At 69.2% G+C, this 15,925-nt stretch carries 14 protein-coding genes; 6 read left to right on the plus strand and 8 right to left on the minus strand.

Annotated features, from left to right (window positions below; all coding sequences use genetic code 11):
- The first annotated feature begins 12 nt into the window (after positions 1-12).
- From J2847_RS06235 to J2847_RS06250, 4 genes are read left to right on the plus strand one after another with little or no spacing between them, the layout of a single operon-like run.
- Positions 13-1,626 carry an MBL fold metallo-hydrolase RNA specificity domain-containing protein gene (locus J2847_RS06235; RefSeq protein WP_209777973.1) on the plus strand — a complete coding sequence of 538 codons (1,614 nt, stop codon included), beginning with the start codon at positions 13-15 and terminating at the stop codon, positions 1,624-1,626.
- Entirely contained in the window at positions 1,623-2,630 is a 1,008-nt protein-coding gene (locus tag J2847_RS06240) for an HlyD family secretion protein (RefSeq protein ID WP_209777975.1), read from the plus strand. Before J2847_RS06235 ends, J2847_RS06240 begins: the two co-directional genes overlap by 4 nt.
- Positions 2,627-5,389, plus strand: coding sequence for a ribosome-associated ATPase/putative transporter RbbA (gene rbbA, locus J2847_RS06245; protein ID WP_209777976.1), 2,763 nt, complete (start codon positions 2,627-2,629; stop codon positions 5,387-5,389). The genes J2847_RS06240 and rbbA overlap by 4 nt, the downstream gene beginning before the upstream one ends.
- A gap of 3 nt (positions 5,390-5,392) precedes the next feature.
- Positions 5,393-6,520: an ABC transporter permease gene (locus tag J2847_RS06250; RefSeq protein WP_209777978.1), complete on the plus strand. Its 1,128-nt coding sequence runs from the start codon at positions 5,393-5,395 to the stop codon at positions 6,518-6,520.
- Here J2847_RS06250 and J2847_RS06255 read toward each other — a convergent pair whose 3' ends face one another.
- Positions 6,521-7,174, minus strand: coding sequence for a BON domain-containing protein (locus J2847_RS06255; protein ID WP_209777980.1), 654 nt, complete (start codon positions 7,172-7,174; stop codon positions 6,521-6,523).
- 297 nt (positions 7,175-7,471) lie between these two features.
- On the opposite strand from J2847_RS06255, the gene J2847_RS06260 reads away from it, so the two are divergent.
- Complete coding sequence (locus J2847_RS06260; protein WP_209777982.1) at positions 7,472-7,783, plus strand: hypothetical protein; 312 nt, start codon at positions 7,472-7,474, stop codon at positions 7,781-7,783.
- A 400-nt stretch (positions 7,784-8,183) separates the two neighbouring features.
- Positions 8,184-10,478 (plus strand): heavy metal translocating P-type ATPase, encoded by a 2,295-nt coding sequence (locus J2847_RS06265; protein ID WP_209777983.1) that lies wholly within the window; start codon positions 8,184-8,186, stop codon positions 10,476-10,478.
- A 52-nt stretch (positions 10,479-10,530) separates the two neighbouring features.
- Here the strand turns inward: J2847_RS06265 and J2847_RS06270 are convergent, their stop codons facing one another.
- From J2847_RS06270 to J2847_RS06300, 7 genes are all read right to left on the minus strand, one after another.
- Positions 10,531-11,091 (minus strand): cytochrome b, encoded by a 561-nt coding sequence (locus tag J2847_RS06270; protein ID WP_209777985.1) that lies wholly within the window; start codon positions 11,089-11,091, stop codon positions 10,531-10,533.
- Between the two features lie 239 nt (positions 11,092-11,330).
- Positions 11,331-11,564 (minus strand): hypothetical protein, encoded by a 234-nt coding sequence (locus J2847_RS06275; RefSeq protein WP_143268266.1) that lies wholly within the window; start codon positions 11,562-11,564, stop codon positions 11,331-11,333.
- Positions 11,565-11,814: 250 nt separating this feature from the next.
- On the minus strand, positions 11,815-12,387 hold the full coding sequence (locus tag J2847_RS06280) for an Hsp20/alpha crystallin family protein (RefSeq protein ID WP_209777987.1): 573 nt from the start codon (positions 12,385-12,387) through the stop codon (positions 11,815-11,817).
- A gap of 311 nt (positions 12,388-12,698) precedes the next feature.
- Positions 12,699-13,154: a baeRF12 domain-containing protein gene (locus J2847_RS06285; protein ID WP_209777988.1), complete on the minus strand. Its 456-nt coding sequence runs from the start codon at positions 13,152-13,154 to the stop codon at positions 12,699-12,701.
- A gap of 85 nt (positions 13,155-13,239) precedes the next feature.
- A complete protein-coding gene (locus J2847_RS06290) occupies positions 13,240-13,554 on the minus strand; it encodes a c-type cytochrome (protein ID WP_209777990.1) in 315 nt (104 codons plus the stop codon).
- A gap of 23 nt (positions 13,555-13,577) precedes the next feature.
- Positions 13,578-14,420, minus strand: coding sequence for a Crp/Fnr family transcriptional regulator (locus tag J2847_RS06295; protein WP_209777992.1), 843 nt, complete (start codon positions 14,418-14,420; stop codon positions 13,578-13,580).
- 1,071 nt (positions 14,421-15,491) lie between these two features.
- A complete protein-coding gene (locus J2847_RS06300; protein ID WP_209777994.1) occupies positions 15,492-15,824 on the minus strand; it encodes a DUF5335 family protein in 333 nt (110 codons plus the stop codon).
- Positions 15,825-15,925 lie beyond the last annotated feature (101 nt).

Genomic DNA, 15,925 nt, shown 5'->3' on the forward strand with positions numbered 1-15,925 from the left:
GGGAGAGGACGCATGCCGTTTGCTCTGACTTTTCACGGCGCGGCGGGAACCGTGACCGGCTCCTGCTTCCGTCTCGACACCCCCGGAGGCGCCATCCTGGTCGATTGCGGGATGTTCCAGGGAACCAAGACGATCAAGGAGCTGAACTACCGCCCCTTTCCCTTCGATCCCACGGCGATGCAGGCGGTCCTGCTGACACACGCCCACATCGACCATTCCGGGCTGCTGCCGAAGCTGACGCGTTCGGGATTCCGCGGACGGATCCACGCCACCGCCGGAACGGTGGACCTCCTGGAGTTCATGCTGCCCGACAGCGGCTACATCCAGGAGACCGAGGTCGAGCGGCTGAACCACCGCAACCGCCAGCGCGGCCGCGCCGCCGTCCAGCCGATCTACACGCAGGACGACGCCATCCGGTCGCTGCGCCGGCTGCGGCGGGTCGATTACGACCATTGGGTCGCGATCCTGCCCGGCCTGCGCGCCCGCTTCTGGCGCGCCGGTCACATCCTGGGTTCCGCCTCGATCGAGGTCGAGGTGGCTGGGGGATCGGGGGAAAAGCCGGCCACCATCCTGTTCTCCGGCGATCTCGGCCCCGGCGGCAAGAGCTTCCACGCCGACGCCGAGGGGCCGGAGCGGCCCGACTGGCTGGTGCTGGAGACGACCTACGGCGACCGCGACCGCGCCGATCTGGACGAGACGGCCCGCCAGTCCCTGCTGCGCGACGAGGTGAAGGCCGCGCTGGCCGCCGGTGGGACGCTGGTCATCCCGGTCTTCGCCGTGGAGCGCACGCAGGAACTGCTCTACGACCTCGACCGGCTGTTCGACACTGGGCAACTGTCGCCGGTGGACGTGTTCCTCGATTCCCCGCTCGCCGATGCGGTGACGGGGGTGTTCCGCCGCCATCTGGGCGATCTGGAGACCGAAGGCGACCCCTTCACCCGCGCCAATTTCCACCATGCGCGCAGCGTCTCCGAGAGCCAGCGGCTGAACACCATCAATGGCGGCGCCATCATCATGGCGGCGAGCGGCATGTGCGACGCCGGCCGTGTCCGCCACCATCTGAAGAACCGGCTGTGGCGGCCGCAGGACAGCGTGCTGCTGGTCGGCTATCAGGCGCCCGGCACCCTGGGCTCCCTGCTTCAGCAGGGTGCGCCGCGTGTCCGCATCCATGGCGAGGAAATCCAGGTCCGCGCCCGCATCCGCTCGATCGACGTCTATTCCGGTCATGCCGACCGCTCGGCCCTGCTGGCCTGGGTCGCGGCGCGCCAGGGCGTCGGGCGCGGGCTCTTCCTGGTGCATGGCGAGGAGGAGGCGCGCGCCTCGATCCGGCAGGCTCTGCGGGAGCGCGGCTGGGCGGATGACACGGTCGTCCTGCCCGCCCTGGACGACACCGCCGACCTGAGGGCGGCGCGGCCGCGGATCCGGAGCGCGGCGCCGGCCCGGCTCGCGCCCCCGGCCCTGGCCGGCAGCGACTGGCACAACCGCTACGCCCAGGCGTTGCTGTCGCTGAGGCGGGCGCTCGACACGGCCCCCGACGACGCGGCGCGCGAGCGCATCCTCGCCGGCGTCCAGGCGGCGCTTGGCGCCGGCCCGTCCGCAGGAACGCCAGGAGGGACGCGGCCATGACCCTGAAACGCGCTGTCGTCGCTGCCGTGCTGCTGGTGCTGCTCGGCGTGGCGGGGCTCTACGGCTATCGGGCGACGCAGGGCAACCGGCTGCCAAGCGGTTTTGCCTCCGGGAACGGGCGGATCGAGGCGAACGAGATCGACGTCGCCACCAAGTTCGCCGCCCGCGTCCTGACCATCCCCGTCGAGGAGGGTGATCTGCTGGAGGCCGGGGCCGTCGTCGCCACCCTGGACACCCGCGACCTCGAAGCCCAGCTCCGCTCGGCCGAGGCGCTTCTGCGCCAGTCCCGTCAGGCCTGCGACGAGGCCGACGCGCTGGTCGCCCAGCGCGCCAGCGAGGCCGCCTTCGCCGCCAAGGAGATGGAGCGGGCGCTGGTGCTGTTCGGCAAGGGCCATGTCGCGCAGCAACGGGTCGATCAGGCGCGCAACCAGGTCGGCACCGCCGACGCGGCGCTCGCCGCCGCCCGAAGCCACGCCGCCAGCGCCGTGGAGGCCATCGCCGCCGCCGCCGCCGAGGCCGACCGACTGCGCGACCTCGTCGGCGAAGGGGTGTTGAGGGCGCCGCGCAAGGCGCGCATGCTTTACCGCCTCGCCGAACCGGGCGAGGTGCTGGCAGCCGGCGGCAAGGCGGCGACGCTGCTCGATCTCGGCAACGTCTACATGACCTTCTTCCTTCCCACCGACATGGCGGGCAATCTGGCGCTGGGGGCGGAAGCGCGCCTCCTGCTCGACGCCCGGCCCGATCTGGCGATCCCGGCCTCGATCACCTTCGTCGCGCCGCGCGCCCAGTTCACCCCCAAGCAGGTCGAAACCCGGACCGAGCGCGACCGCATGATGTTCCGAGTCAAGGCCCGCGTGCCCGAGTCGCTGGTCGCCCGCTACATCGAGCGGGTCAAGACCGGGGTCACCGGCGTCGCCTATGTGAAGCTCGACGCCGCCGCCGCCTGGCCGGACTGGCTGGAATCGCGCCTGACCCGGCCGGAGGCGGACAGGGCCGGATCATGAGCGCCGCGGTCGAGTTGCGGGCGGTGAGCCACCGCTACGGCGGCACCCTGGCGCTGGACGGCGTCGGGCTGGAGATTGCGGCAGGGGAGACCGTCGCGGTGATCGGTCCGGACGGCGTCGGCAAATCGACGCTGCTCGGGCTGATCGCGACGGCGAAGAAGCCGCAGGCCGGCGAAATCCGCGTTCTCGGCACCGATGCGTGCGACCGGCGCGGGCGGGGGCGGCTGCAACCGCGCATCGCCTACATGCCGCAGGGGCTGGGCCGCAACCTCTACGCCGATCTCAGCGTCGCGGAGAATTTGCAGTTCTTCGGCCGGCTGTTCGGGCTGGACGCCGGCCGCCGCCGCACCCGCATCCGGGATTTGCTGGAGGCAACCGGCCTCGCCCCCTTTCCCGACCGGCCGGCCGGCAAGCTGTCGGGCGGCATGAAGCAGAAGCTCGGCCTGTGCTGCGCCCTGCTGCACGACCCCGACCTGCTGATCCTCGACGAGCCGACCACCGGCGTCGATCCGTTGTCGCGCCGCCAGTTCTGGGAGCTGATCGACCGCATCCGCGCCGGCCGGCCGGGCATGACGGTGCTGGTCGCCACCTCCTACATGGACGAGGCGGAGCGCTTCGACCGCGTGATGATGATGAACGCCGGGCGGCTGCTCGCCGCCGACACGCCGGCCACGCTGAAGGCGCAGCACGGCGCCGAGACGCTGGAGGACGTCTTCGTCGCCCTGCTGCCCGAGGCCGCGCGGCGCGGCCATGCCAAGCTGGTTGTGCCGCCGCGCCCGCCCGAGGCCGACGGCGCCGGGCCGGCCATCGAGGCGCGTGGCCTGACCCGCCGCTTCGGCGGTTTCACCGCGGTGGAGGACGTCAGCTTTCGGATCGGCCGGGGCGAGATTTTCGGCTTCCTCGGATCCAACGGTTGCGGCAAGACGACGACCATGAAGATGCTGACCGGCCTGCTGCCGGCCAGCGCTGGAGAAGCCCGCCTGTTCGGCGCCCCGGTCGATGCCGGAGACCGCGAGGCGCGGCGGCGGGTCGGCTACATGGCGCAATCCTTCTCGCTCTACGGCGAGCTGACGGTGAACCAGAATCTCGCCCTGCACGCCCGGCTGTTCGGGTTGGACGCCGACAAGGCCCGTCTCGATCGGTTGACGGAACGGTTCGGGCTGGCGGCCTATGGCGACGCGGTGGCCGACCGGCTGCCGCTTGGCGTCCGGCAGCGGCTGTCGCTGGCGGTTGCCGTTTTGCACGGGCCGGAGCTGCTGATCCTCGACGAGCCGACCTCGGGGGTCGATCCGGTGGCGCGCGACCAGTTCTGGCGCGATCTGGTCGCCCTGTCGCGCGACCAGGGGGTGACGATCTTCGTCTCCACCCACTTCATGAACGAGGCGGCGCGCTGCGACCGCGTCGCCTTCATGAACGCCGGCCGGGTCATCGCGTCGGGGCCGCCCGACACGCTGCGCCGGCAGCAGCGGGCCCAGACGCTTGACGACGCCTTCATCGGCTTCATGCGGCAGGCGGAAAGGGGGGAGGGTGCCGTCGATGCGGAGCCGCCCGCCAGGCTGGCGGTGGAGGTCGCGCCGGCGGGCGTCCTTCCTTCCGGCGGGCCGGGCCTCGGCGGCGTCTCGTTCCGCCGCCTGCTGGCCTACGCGTGGCGGGAGTCTCTGGAGTTGCGGCGCGACCCGGTGCGGCTGACGGTGGCGCTGCTCGGCACGGTTCTGCTGATGCTGGTCTTCGGCTTCGGCATCACCATGGACGTCGAGAATCTGCGCTTCGCCGTCCTCGATCACGATCGTTCGCCGGAAAGCCGCGCCTATGTCGAGCAGTTCGAGGGCTCGCGCAGCTTCGTCGCCACCCCGCCCGCCGCCGATCCCGCCGCGCTGGCGGCGCGGCTGCAACGCGGCGAGGCGGCGCTGACCATCGAGATCCCTGATGGCTTCGGCCGGGACCTGCGGCGCGGCGGCCTCGGCGGCGGTGACGGGCGGGCGCCGGAGCTCTCGGTTCGCATCGACGGCGCCATGCCCTTCCGGGCCGAGACCGTCCAGGGCTACGTCGCCGGCCTGCACCAGCGCTTTATCGAGGACCGGGCGCGGGAGGCCGGGGTGACGCTCCCGCCGGGGGCGGCGGTGCTGGAGACGCGCTACCGTTACAACCAGGCCTTCCGCAGCGCCGACGCGATGGTTCCGGCCAACATCGGGCTGCTGCTGGTCTTCATCCCGGCGATCCTGGCGGCGCTCGGCGTGGTGCGCGAGAAGGAGCTGGGTTCGATCACCAACCTCTACGTCACCCCGGTGACGCGGCTGGAGTTTCTGCTCGGCAAGCAGCTCCCCTACATTGCGCTGGCCGGCTTCAACCTGCTGCTGATGATCGCGATGGCGGTGGCGCTGTTCGGCGTTCCGGTGAAGGGCAGTCTGGCCGGGCTGCTCCTGGGCGGTCTGGTGTATGTGTGCGCGACGACGGCGCTGGGGCTGCTGATCTCGGCCTTCACGACGACGCAGACCGCGGCGGTGTTCGGCACCGCCATCGCCACGATGATGCCGGCCACCCAGTTTTCCGGTCTGATGCAGCCGGTTTCGACGCTGGAGGGGCCGGCCCACGCCATCGGCACGCTGTTCCCCACCACCTATTTCCTCAAGCTGTCGGTCGGCGCCTTCACCAAGGGGCTGGGCTTCACGGAACTGCTGCCCTTCATCGCCGCGACCGCCGCCTTCATCCCGGCGCTGCTGGCGCTGGGCGTCCTGTTCCTTCCCAAGCAGGAGCGCTGAGCCATGGAGCGATTCCTGCGCAACAGCCTGACCCTGGCCCGCAAGGAATGGATCAGCCTCCTGCGCGACGGCTTCATGCTGGGCTTCGTGATCTACTCCTTCACGCTGTCGGTCTACAGCCAGGCGACCGGCATCTCGCACGAGCTGCGCAACGCCGCCATCGCCGTCGTGGACGAGGACCGTTCGGCCCTGTCGCAGCGGCTGCTGTCCAGCTTCCACGGGCCGGAGTTCCAGACCCCCGTCCTTCTCCGCCACGGGGAGGTCGATCCCGCCATGGCGGCGGCGCGCTACACCTTCGTGCTCGACATCCCGCCGGACTTCCAGGCCGACGTTCTGGCCGGCCGCAGTCCGGCCTTGCAATTGCTGATCGACGCCACGGCCATGATGCAGGCCGGGATCGGCGCCGGCACCATCCAGGGCATCCTGGACGACGAGATCGGCCGTTTCGTCCGGCGCGAGGCCCCGGCGGCGGCGCCGCCGATCTCCCTCCAGGTCCGTGTCGCCTTCAACGAGGCGCTCGACACCCGCTGGTTCACCGGCACCATGTCGGTGGTGAGCAACGTGACGATGCTGGCCGTGCTTCTGGCCGGCGCCGCCCTGATCCGCGAGCGCGAGCACGGCACGCTGGAGCATCTTCTGGTCATGCCGGTCCGCCCGGCGGAGATCATGGCCGCCAAGGTGCTGGCGAACGGGACGGTGATCCTGGCGCTGACCGTGGTCGCGCTCCAAGGTGTGCTGCGCGGCGTGCTGGGGGTTCCGCTCGCCGGGTCGGTGCCGCTGTTCCTGGCGGGGACGGCGCTCTACCTGTTCTTCGCGACGGCGCTCGGCATCTTCCTCGGCACGGTGGCGCGCTCGATGCCACAATTGGGGCTGCTGTTCATCCTGATCGTGCTGCCCATGAACATGCTGTCCGGCGGCTTCACCCCGCTGGAAAGCGAGCCCGGATGGTTGCAGACCGCGATGCAGCTGTCGCCCTCCACCCATTACGTCGCCTTCGCCCAGGCCATCCTGTTCCGTGGCGCGGGCATCGCGACGGTCTGGCCGCGCTTTGCCGCCACGGCCGGCATCGGTGCCCTCTTCTTCGTCTGGAGCCTCGCCCGCTTCCGCCGCCACCTCGCCACGTTCCACTGATCAATATCCGCTGATCGCAAGCCGGTCGTCGACGGCCTTCACACCCGGCGCCGACCAGGCGGCACGTTCGGCGATCTGCCGCTCGTGCCATGCGCGGACCCTGCCGTTCAGGGTGACCTGACCGTCCCTCACCATCACCGTGATGGTGTCGGCGTCGATCTGCGCGCTGCGCTTCAGGGCTTCCTGGATGCGATGCCGGATGTCGGCGGCGTTCGCCTGCGGCTTGACGGCGATCTGGTTGGCGACACCCTTGACGTGATCGAGCCGGTGCAGGGACTCACCCGCCGCCGTCTTCTGGAATTGCCATTCGACCTCGCCGGTCAGGGTGATCCAGCCATCCTGGACCTTGACCTGGACGGCATTCCTGGGAACGAGCACGTCCCAGTCGAGCAGTTGCACGGCCCGCTGGGCAAGGTGTTCATCGCAGAGCATGTCGGCGCCGCGATGCCGGACCTCGATGTCCTGGACCAATCCCCTTATCCCCTTGACCCTCCGGACCGCTTTTTCGGCGGCGATCTTTTCGGCATGGGTCGCCACATGGCCCGTCAGGGTTGCGATGCCATCGGTGACGCTCACACCGACGTCGGCGGCGTTGATGCTCGGCTCGAACGACAGTTCGTCGAGAACATGCTTGCGCAGGGCAAGGTCGGTCATGGCGCCCTCCTTGGTGGCTCAAAAATCCTTGGTCGATGACTGGGGTCGATGACTGGGCTCACCTTCCTCCACCGCGTCCGGTCGCGGTTTGACGCAGGTTAAGAAGGCATCCGCCGAACCCGGCCGAATCACCTGGATGCCGCCGGTTGCGGTCTCGTCCTTTCCCATCCGCTGCGACCAGATATCCGCGCCGGCGGGGGTGGGACCTGCCGGACCTTGATCGAGGTTAAGTCAGGGCTGCGCCGTGTGCGGCAGACTGCTGCCGGACCGGAAGGGCACTCGTTCGGAGACACCAGCATGAACATCACCATCGACGACTGCATCGGCATGTGCGGCCTGACCAAGGACGAGGTGGACGCCATTGCCGAGCATGAGCGTCTTCCGGAGATCGTTGCCGCGGAACTCGGCTGTTATCTGGTCCGGGACAGCGCCGGTCGCACCCGGATCCGCCGCATGATCGAGGACGACATCGCTGCGGCCACGGCGAAGGGGCGCCATCGGCACGCGGCCGTGCTCAAACTCGCGCTGTGCCATTTCCTGAGCGAACACGAGGCCGACGAGCGTCCGGCCTTCGGGTCCGGGGAACCGGAATCGACCAGCGGCGGCTGAGGCCGGTTCGGGGCGGGTGGTCACCGGCCGAAAGCTCGATCCGGCCCGGAAGGCGTTCCCGAACGCAGCCTGACCGAGGACATCGACCATGGCGACCCAGTGGCATCCGCCGAGAGCCGCTGATCGGGCCATCGTTGCGTTCTCATCAAGAGCGCCGAACAGAATTCCGTTTTCGTCATCGGTGCCCAATGGAAGCGTCATCCCCGCGACGGTGGGGATCCAGGCTTTTCCCATGGGTTCCGCTCGGAAAACTCTGGATCCCCGCCTTCGCGGGGATGACGAGGCGAGAGACGACCCAAGCTTCTGTCAGGCGCTCTAAGGGACCGGCGCTTTTCCGCCTGAGCGGGGTGCTGGACGGCATGATGCGAGCGCTGCCGGGTTCGACGCCAGGGAGTGTGCCATGGCTGGTGCCTTGACCAGAAGCCTCGCGCTCCTCGCGATGGCGGCGGGCGGACTTGTTTTGGGAGCCCTCGGTTGGTGGAAGGGGGAAGATGCCCTGGCCATATGGGCATGGTCGGCGGGAACCATCCCGGTCCTCCTCGCCCTGACGATCCATATTCTTCAGTCGATGCGCCGACGGGAAGCGGGGCTCGACATCCTTGCCGTTCTGGCCATGGCGGGCGCCTTGGTGCTGGGCGAGCACCTCGCCAGCGTCGTCATCGCCCTGATGCTGGCCAGTGGTCGGGCCCTGGAGGCGTATGCCGGCAACCGCGCCCAGAGGGAAATGACGGCGCTGCTCGGGCGAGCCCCCCGCACCGCCCGCCGGTATGTCGGCGAGCGGATCGAGACGGTGGCGCTCGACGGGATCAAGCCAGGCGACCGCCTTCTGATCCGCACAGGGGACGTGCTTCCGGTGGATGGCACCGTGGCTGCCGGACCGGTCGTGCTCGATGAGTCGGCCCTCACCGGCGAGCCGCTTCCGATCCGGCATGTTGCGGGAGAAACGGTGCGGAGCGGCACGACCAACGCCGGAGACCCTTTCGATCTGATCGCGGTGACGACGGCGGACGAAAGCACCTATGCGGGAGTCGTGCGTCTTGTCGAAGCCGCCCGGGCCTCCAAGGCGCCTGCCGCGCGTCTGGCCGATCGCTACGCCCTTCTGTTTGTTCCGTTGACGCTCGCTGTCGCAGGGCTGGTCTGGCTGCTGACCGGCGAGGCGCATCGGGCGCTGGCCGTGATCGTCGTGGCGACGCCATGCCCGCTGATTTTGGCTGTGCCCGTGGCGATCGCGTCCGGGATGTCGCGCTGCGCGAGACGTGGAGTGCTCGTCAAGGGAGCCGGCGCGCTGGAGGCTCTGGCCACCGTCCGGACTCTCCTGTTCGATAAGACCGGCACCCTGACCGGCGGTCGCGCGCGCGTCATAGCCGTCGAGACGGGCGACGGCTATGCCTCGTCCGACGTCCTGAGACTGGCGGCATCCCTGGACCAGGCGTCACAGCACGTCCTGGCGGAGGCCATCATCGCCGCGGCGCGCGCCCGTGGCTTGCCGCTGGCCTCACCGTCGGAGGTGGTCGAACATCCCGGCTTCGGAATTGCGGGCTTGGTGAATGGCCACCGCGTCGTGCTCGGCAGCTTCGATTATGTGTCGCGGCATGGGTCCCAGCCCCCTTGGTCCGCCCGACTTCTCCGCCGGATGGGGCACGAGGGGGTGGCCGGGGTGTTCGTCGGGTTGGGCGGTGCGATGGCGGGCGCGATCCTTCTCGCCGACGAGATCCGCCCGGAAGCCCCGCGGTCCCTGCGTCTGCTGCGCAAGGCCGGGGTACGGCGCGCGGTCATGGTGACCGGCGACCGCCGCGACGTGGCCGAGGCCATCGCGGCAGCCTTGGGTCTGGATGGCGTGGTCGCCGAATGCACCCCATCCGACAAGGTGAGGGCGGTCGCGCGGGAGCACAGCCGGGGTCCGACCATGATGGTGGGCGATGGCGTGAACGATGCGCCCGCGCTTGCGGCGGCCGACATCGGCGTGTCCATGGGTGCGCGGGGAGCGGCCGCGTCGTCGGAAACGGCCGATGTCGTTCTTCTCGTCGATCGGCTCGACCGGCTGGCCGAAGCGATGCGGATCGCCCGCCGGTCGCGGCGCATCGCGCTTCAGAGCGTGCTCGCGGGGATGGGGATGTCGTTCGCCGCCATGGGCGCCGCGGCGTTCGGTTTCCTGCCCCCGCTGGCTGGCGCCATGCTTCAGGAGGCCATCGACGTCGTCGTGATCTTGAACGCCTTGCGCGCGCTCGGCCCTGTCCGTCCGCGTGGTGCAAGGACCACGCTGTCCGAAACGGAGGCGCGGCGCCTGAAGGCCGAGCACGACAAGCTCGTGCCGCTTCTCGATCGGATACGCTTTGCCGGAGACCAGCTTGCGGGCGGAATCTCCCCGCCGCCTTCGGAGGAACTGGTCACGTTGGGCGCTCTGCTGCGGGATCGGCTGCTGCGGCATGAGCAGGAGGACGACGCCACCTTGTACCCGCAGCTGGCCAAGCTGCTCGGAGGCGAGGACCCGATGGCGGCGATGAGCCGCGAACATCGGGAGATCGGACAGCTTGTCCGTGTGTACAGCCGAATGGTGGCGGATCTGGGGAGCGGCCCTCCCGACGATTTGGCTCTGCGCGATGTCCAGCGCGTTCTCTACAGCCTCGACGCCATCCTGCGCCTCCATTTTGCCCAGGAGGAGGAAATCTACCAGGCCCTGACCGACGCCGCCTGAACGGGCCGCAGCGCAAGGGAGATGGCCTGGGGGAGATGATTGCCCGCCGCAATCACTTTCCTGGCAGCATCCGCCGCATCACGTCGTCACGCAGGAGGAAACGATGGTAGAGCGCCGCAACAACATGCAACCCCGCCGCGGCCAACAGGACGTAGCTGAGCGCCACATGGACATCCCCGGACGATCGTCCCAGCGGTGAGCCGTCCGCCACCAGCGAAGGCAACGGGACCGCCGAGAACAGGGTTACCGTCCAACCCCGGGCGGAGGCGTTCATCCAACCCAGCACCGGGACGATCACCAGCAGCGCATACAGCAGCCAATGGACGAGCGCCGAGATCAGGTTCTGCCATCCCGGCAGGCCCGCGGGCGGTGGCGGAGCCGGATGGGTCAGTCGCCACAGCAACCGGCAGAGCAGCACGAACAGGATCAGCGCCCCCACCGAAAGATGCAGGTTGATCAAGGTTTCCGGCTGGGTGCCCCGGTGTATTTCGGGCATCGTCCAGCCAAGAGCGTATTGGGCGGTGAGCAGCGCCACCATCAGCCAATGCAGGAACACCGCCACCGCCGTGTAGCCGCTGAATTCCTGGCCTGCGCCGGACCCGCCCTGTCGCATCGGTTCCTCCCTGTCGCGGCCTCGCCGGGCCGGCCTGCGCCGCTGGCGCGTCGGTGCCGAAGTCAACACCGGCGACCCGCTTATGACGACCGCGGAAGCCCGCGTCCGCCGACCTCCCACCCCGCGAACCGGCGTTGGAGTCTGCTCCGGATCGGCGCACCCCGCAAGCTTTGAAGGGCTCCGGCCGATCCCGACGGCCCCGTACCGCAAGTTCGCCCCCTGCTCGATCGCACACCAAGCTATGGCCGGGCGGCGGAGCGGTCGGCGATCTGTCTCAGGCTGCCGTCCGCGCGTCTGGCGAAGACCTGCACATGATGGCCGAGATCGCACACGCGTTCGGCATCCTTGAGGGCGGCTTTCAGGGCGTCGCGCCGGGAGCCGAAGTTCCCGCCGCAATCTCCGCCCTGCATGCGCACGGTCCACGCCTCACGCTGCCGTTCGACGATATAGTTCAGGTGCAGATAGCAATCCATGATGTCACCCATACGCTGAAGAGGCCGGTTGATCAGCCGGCTTCGGCAAGTTGCGTCCCCGGCAACGCCGCTTCCCCCGCTGCCGGCTCCGTATGCCGGTCGGCTCGCGCACATCGTGGGGCGGCGTGTGCACCACCTTCTCGAGTTCTCCGTGCGGCAGACCGTGGGGTCGGACAGCGCGCTCCGCCGCGAAGCCTGCCGGTGAGGGAAGGCGAGCGCCGGAGGGCCGGCGTTCGCCTTTCCAGCTGTCTCATGCCTGCTTGATGTCGATCTGCCGCCTGGCCGGTTGGCTCGACTCGGTCTTGGGCAGGGTGAGCGTGAGGACGCCGTCCTTCATGCTGGCCGCGATGCGGTCGCGGTCGACGTCGGCGGGCAGGCGGAACGTCCGCGCGCACAGGCCGTAGCGCCGCTCCGAGAAGGTGCGGCTGGCGCCCTTCTCCTCCTTTTCCTCCCGCTTCTCGGCCTTGACGGAGAGGACGTCGTTCTGGACCGTGAGGTCAATCGACTGCGCGTCCATTCCGGGGAGTTCCATGGTCACCCGGTACTCGCCCTCGCGGTCATCGACCTCGGCCGGCGGGGCGAAGGCCATGCCCTCCAGCCCGGTGCGCAGCAGCGGTTCCAGATCGAACGGCGCCCGCCGGCTCCAGGGCAGGTGCAGCATGGACGAGGCTTCGTCGAACAGCCGGTCGAACTCGTCGCGCAGGGCGAGGATCGGGTTCCGGTTGTGGACGGCGATCTGCTGCGCCGCCGTGCCCGTCGAGGCGACCTCCTGCCGGGGCTTCTCCTCCTCCCGAGGCTTTGCCGTCACGTTTGCGTCTGCCATGTCGTCCTCCTGGGTTCGGGTGACTCGTGTGCCGCCTCCTGTATCGGCCCGATGCCGGGGGCGCCGGTTAACCTGGATCAAGCGGGTCGGCGGTGGGGGCCGGCAAGGAGGGGGTAGACCTCCCTCCAGTGTCCACGGGCCAGTGTCCACGGGCCAGCGTTCACGGGCCGGGCCGCTGCGCAGGTCATGCAGGGGCTGCGGCACCGGGAGAGACTGCGCCCTCATGAGCACGCTCCGCGAAACGGGAGCCGGGCCTCGGCTCTTCCGCGGTTCGGCGCCGGTGCCGGCCGGTCGGGGAGGACGGACCGGCGTCATCCGCGCAACAGAGGCTTCAGGCGTGCGGGAAGTGTCTGGTCCGATGTGCCGAGCAGATCCTTGGCCTCCTGCCGGGTCAAGCGCAGACGGGCCTGAGGGTTCAATGCCCGCCGCAGGGTCCGCAAGGTCGCGGAGGGGGCGACGAGGATCAGGGAATCGAACATCCCCTGCGTGGCGGCCTGATTGACGAGCGCGGCAACGCGCTGCTCGAAGGCCGTCGCGGCGATGTCCTGGGCGGAGGTTCCCCGCTCCGTCGTGGGTTGTCCCGTTGCCGCGTACGCGGGCGTGCCGGGCGCGCGGCGGTCCGGCTTTTCGGACTCCGGCATCCGCAGGTCGATCGCGGCCTCGCGGGTGAGTTCCTCATAGCCATGGTCCGGCCCGGGCCGCCGGCGCAGGAGGACGGCGCCGGTCTGGTTGGCCAGAATTATCCAGGTGCTGTCGCCTCGGTGCATCGGCGGGTCTCCTCGACGGGGATTCGACCAGCCGCGACGGGGGCGTGCCTTAACCTGAGTTATCCGCCGCCTTGTGCCGCATCGCTCACCGCGCCAGGCTTTCCAGATAGGCGACGACCGCGTCGATCTCGCCGCGCGTGAGGCCCATGTTGGGCATCGGCGGGTGAGGATCGGCCAGCCAGCCGCGGATGCGATCCGGGCCGCGGCCGCGGTCTTTGGCGATGCTGTCCAGGGTGGGCGCCGCGTCCGTTCCACCGCCCTGCGCTCCGGACACATGGCAGGACGAGCACCAGCGCTCGACGATCCGCCGCCCCACGGCCGGGTCGGCCGTGGCGGCGGCCTGGACGCCGGGCGAAGCCAGCAGGAGCGCCACGGCGATGACGCCGATCCTTCCGTTCATCGCAACTCCCTCCCAATGCCGGTTCAGGCCGGTCGGGCGGCGAATCCGGTCGCCTTCGACAGGCCGGCCAAGGGAAGGGTGGAATCCAGTTGGGCGACCTCGGCAAGCCGTCCGGTGTCGAGGAGAACCAGCTGCCCTTTCCGGAAGTCCAGAAGCCCGGCCTGGCGCATCCGCTTCAGGGTGCGGCACACATGCACGGAGGTCAGCCCCGTGGCACCGGCGATGTGGTTCTGGTTGATGGGAAGATGGATGGCCGCCCGCTCGTCTTCCCACCGGGCAATGATGCGTTGGTGAAGGTCGAGCAGCAGGTTGGCGATCCGGCCCTGGGCCGGCTGTTGTCCCAGCGCGCCGACATGGTTCCAGGCGGCGAGCGCCTCGCGCGTGACCGTCGCGGCGAAGTTCATGGCCAGTTGCGGCGATCCGAAGCAGGTCCTGAAGAAGACCGAATGCGTGATGCTGCACAGCGTCACGTCGGTGATCGCCTCCGCCCCGTAGGCCATGCCGTCCGCCTCGTTCCCCTCGAAGCCGAGGAGATCGCCGGGCAGCACGAAGCGGATGATCTGCCGGCGGCCGTCCTCGAAATGCTTGTGGGTCAACGCCCAGCCGCTCCGGACGATCAGGACGGATCCGAACGCCTCCCCCTGATGGAACAGCGTGCTGCCGGCCCGGCGGGTCTGGATGTGCGGGCCATGGGGAAACAGGCGGTCGAAATCCGTGTCGTCGATGTGGCGGCAGACGCTGTGCTCGCGAGCGGGGCAGAGCGTGCATTGGCTTTGTTTTCCGGCGGCGCAGGGGGAGCGGCTCAGGAGATCGCAGGGCTGGAGTGTGTCGGTGTCGCCAAACGCGGGGCTTGTGTCGTGGCTCATGGCTGAGACCTCCCGGTCTGCCGTCCGCCGATCAACCGGTGGATGGCTTCGGCTGCTGGACGTCGGCGGGCCGTGGTTCCAGCGATCGCTTCCCATGATCGCCCACGATCCGGCCGCGTCGCTGCTTCGCAACATCTAGACACGCCCGACGGCTCCGTCCAGCGCTCTGACGTGGTAGGTTTTTCCGGGATCGAAAAAGATCATTGAAGTTCTTCAAGTATTTTCTCTCGCCATCCGATGCTAACCACAAATAGACCGAAGGGCGGCTGGGCATCGTTTCTGCGCTCGTGAAATTTTTCCACGAACCTTCCGCTGTTTCGTTTCCGGGTCTATTTCAAGTCAGCGCCCGCGCAGCGGAGGCGGCACGACAAGGCCGGAGATCAACCTTTCGTCGTGTCCCGTGGCCGAGGCCCCGCGCGCGGGGGCCGATGGTCCGACCGGGCTTAGAGCGCCTCACAGAGCCTTGAGTCGTCTCTCGACTCGTCATCCCCGCCTTCGCGGGGATGACGGCCCCATTGGGCACCGATGGTGAAAACGGAATTCTGTTCGGCGCTCTTAACCCAGGTCAATGCACCGCCGGTCGGAACGGCCATCTTCGTCCCATCGGCGTGTGTCGGGTTCTCGGCCGTGTGGAGCGGGCCGTGAGGAACGCGTCTCCGCCGATCCGGGCTCCCCGACCGCCGGATTCGGGACATCACGCGGGGTGTGCCATGGTCATGATGAAGGCGACCGTGTTTCCGCATCGGTGACATGGTGGCGGTGTTCGCGCAAGGGCCGATCGGCCTCTGCGCCACCGCCGGGCGAGGCTGAAGGGGGCGGCGACGATCATCGGGGCGGCAAGGAGCGGATGCGCCGCCTGCTCGCCGTCGTCGCCTCGGGCCGCGTCGATCTGAAGCCGCTGGTCACGCACCGCTTCACGCTCGACGCGATCGAGCAGCCCATCGGTTGTTTCGATGAAGCCGGAACCCTTGTCGGCGAAGGGCTGGGCGACGCGGCCGTGCGGCGGTGCCGGTTCGGACCGGCCATGCCCTTTCCCGCGCCTTCTACCAGGGGCGTGGCAGCACTTCGGGGCTACCGATGGGGAACCGCGTGGGTGCCGATCCGCAGGATGGTCTTGCGGCCGTCGCCATCGATCGTCTCGATGGTGACGACACCGTCCGGCGCACGGGCGACATGAAGCTCCTGCGGTTTCTCGATGCGATGATCCAGGCCTTCGAGCAGGACATCCAGCTGCCGCTCTCTCGGATCGTAGCTTATTCCCAGCAGGACGACGCCATCGGCCACGCGTTGGGCTCCGAGGTCCGGCGCGATCACCTCGATCGAGCTTGGCCGGCCGCGAAACAGGTTCGCGTTGGCATCGAAGTAGCGGGGCCAGTTCTGTTCGGCGATGCGCGTGGTGACCATGGCTCACCCCTCGGGAGGTCGGTGCGTCTGCGGCTCGGGCAGAATGCGCGCGTGTCCGGTGGCGGCGATTGACGCAGGTTAAGCCGGAGTCGGGCGCGGGT

Origin of the sequence: Azospirillum agricola, from assembly GCF_017876095.1 — a bacterium.
GTDB classification, from domain to species: domain Bacteria; phylum Pseudomonadota; class Alphaproteobacteria; order Azospirillales; family Azospirillaceae; genus Azospirillum; species Azospirillum agricola.

What these genes read in the sequence shown, in the direction of transcription:
- J2847_RS06235 (WP_209777973.1), top strand. Translation starts at nt 13, where the DNA reads ATGCCGTTTGCTCTGACTTTTCACGGCGCGGCGGGAACCGTGACCGGC.
- J2847_RS06240 (WP_209777975.1), top strand. Translation starts at nt 1,623, where the DNA reads ATGACCCTGAAACGCGCTGTCGTCGCTGCCGTGCTGCTGGTGCTGCTC.
- rbbA (WP_209777976.1), top strand. Translation starts at nt 2,627, where the DNA reads ATGAGCGCCGCGGTCGAGTTGCGGGCGGTGAGCCACCGCTACGGCGGC.
- J2847_RS06250 (WP_209777978.1), top strand. Translation starts at nt 5,393, where the DNA reads ATGGAGCGATTCCTGCGCAACAGCCTGACCCTGGCCCGCAAGGAATGG.
- J2847_RS06255 (WP_209777980.1), bottom strand. Translation starts at nt 7,174, where the DNA reads ATGACCGACCTTGCCCTGCGCAAGCATGTTCTCGACGAACTGTCGTTC.
- J2847_RS06260 (WP_209777982.1), top strand. Translation starts at nt 7,472, where the DNA reads ATGAACATCACCATCGACGACTGCATCGGCATGTGCGGCCTGACCAAG.
- J2847_RS06265 (WP_209777983.1), top strand. Translation starts at nt 8,184, where the DNA reads ATGGCTGGTGCCTTGACCAGAAGCCTCGCGCTCCTCGCGATGGCGGCG.
- J2847_RS06270 (WP_209777985.1), bottom strand. Translation starts at nt 11,091, where the DNA reads ATGCGACAGGGCGGGTCCGGCGCAGGCCAGGAATTCAGCGGCTACACG.
- J2847_RS06275 (WP_143268266.1), bottom strand. Translation starts at nt 11,564, where the DNA reads ATGGATTGCTATCTGCACCTGAACTATATCGTCGAACGGCAGCGTGAG.
- J2847_RS06280 (WP_209777987.1), bottom strand. Translation starts at nt 12,387, where the DNA reads ATGGCAGACGCAAACGTGACGGCAAAGCCTCGGGAGGAGGAGAAGCCC.
- J2847_RS06285 (WP_209777988.1), bottom strand. Translation starts at nt 13,154, where the DNA reads ATGCACCGAGGCGACAGCACCTGGATAATTCTGGCCAACCAGACCGGC.
- J2847_RS06290 (WP_209777990.1), bottom strand. Translation starts at nt 13,554, where the DNA reads ATGAACGGAAGGATCGGCGTCATCGCCGTGGCGCTCCTGCTGGCTTCG.
- J2847_RS06295 (WP_209777992.1), bottom strand. Translation starts at nt 14,420, where the DNA reads ATGAGCCACGACACAAGCCCCGCGTTTGGCGACACCGACACACTCCAG.
- J2847_RS06300 (WP_209777994.1), bottom strand. Translation starts at nt 15,824, where the DNA reads ATGGTCACCACGCGCATCGCCGAACAGAACTGGCCCCGCTACTTCGAT.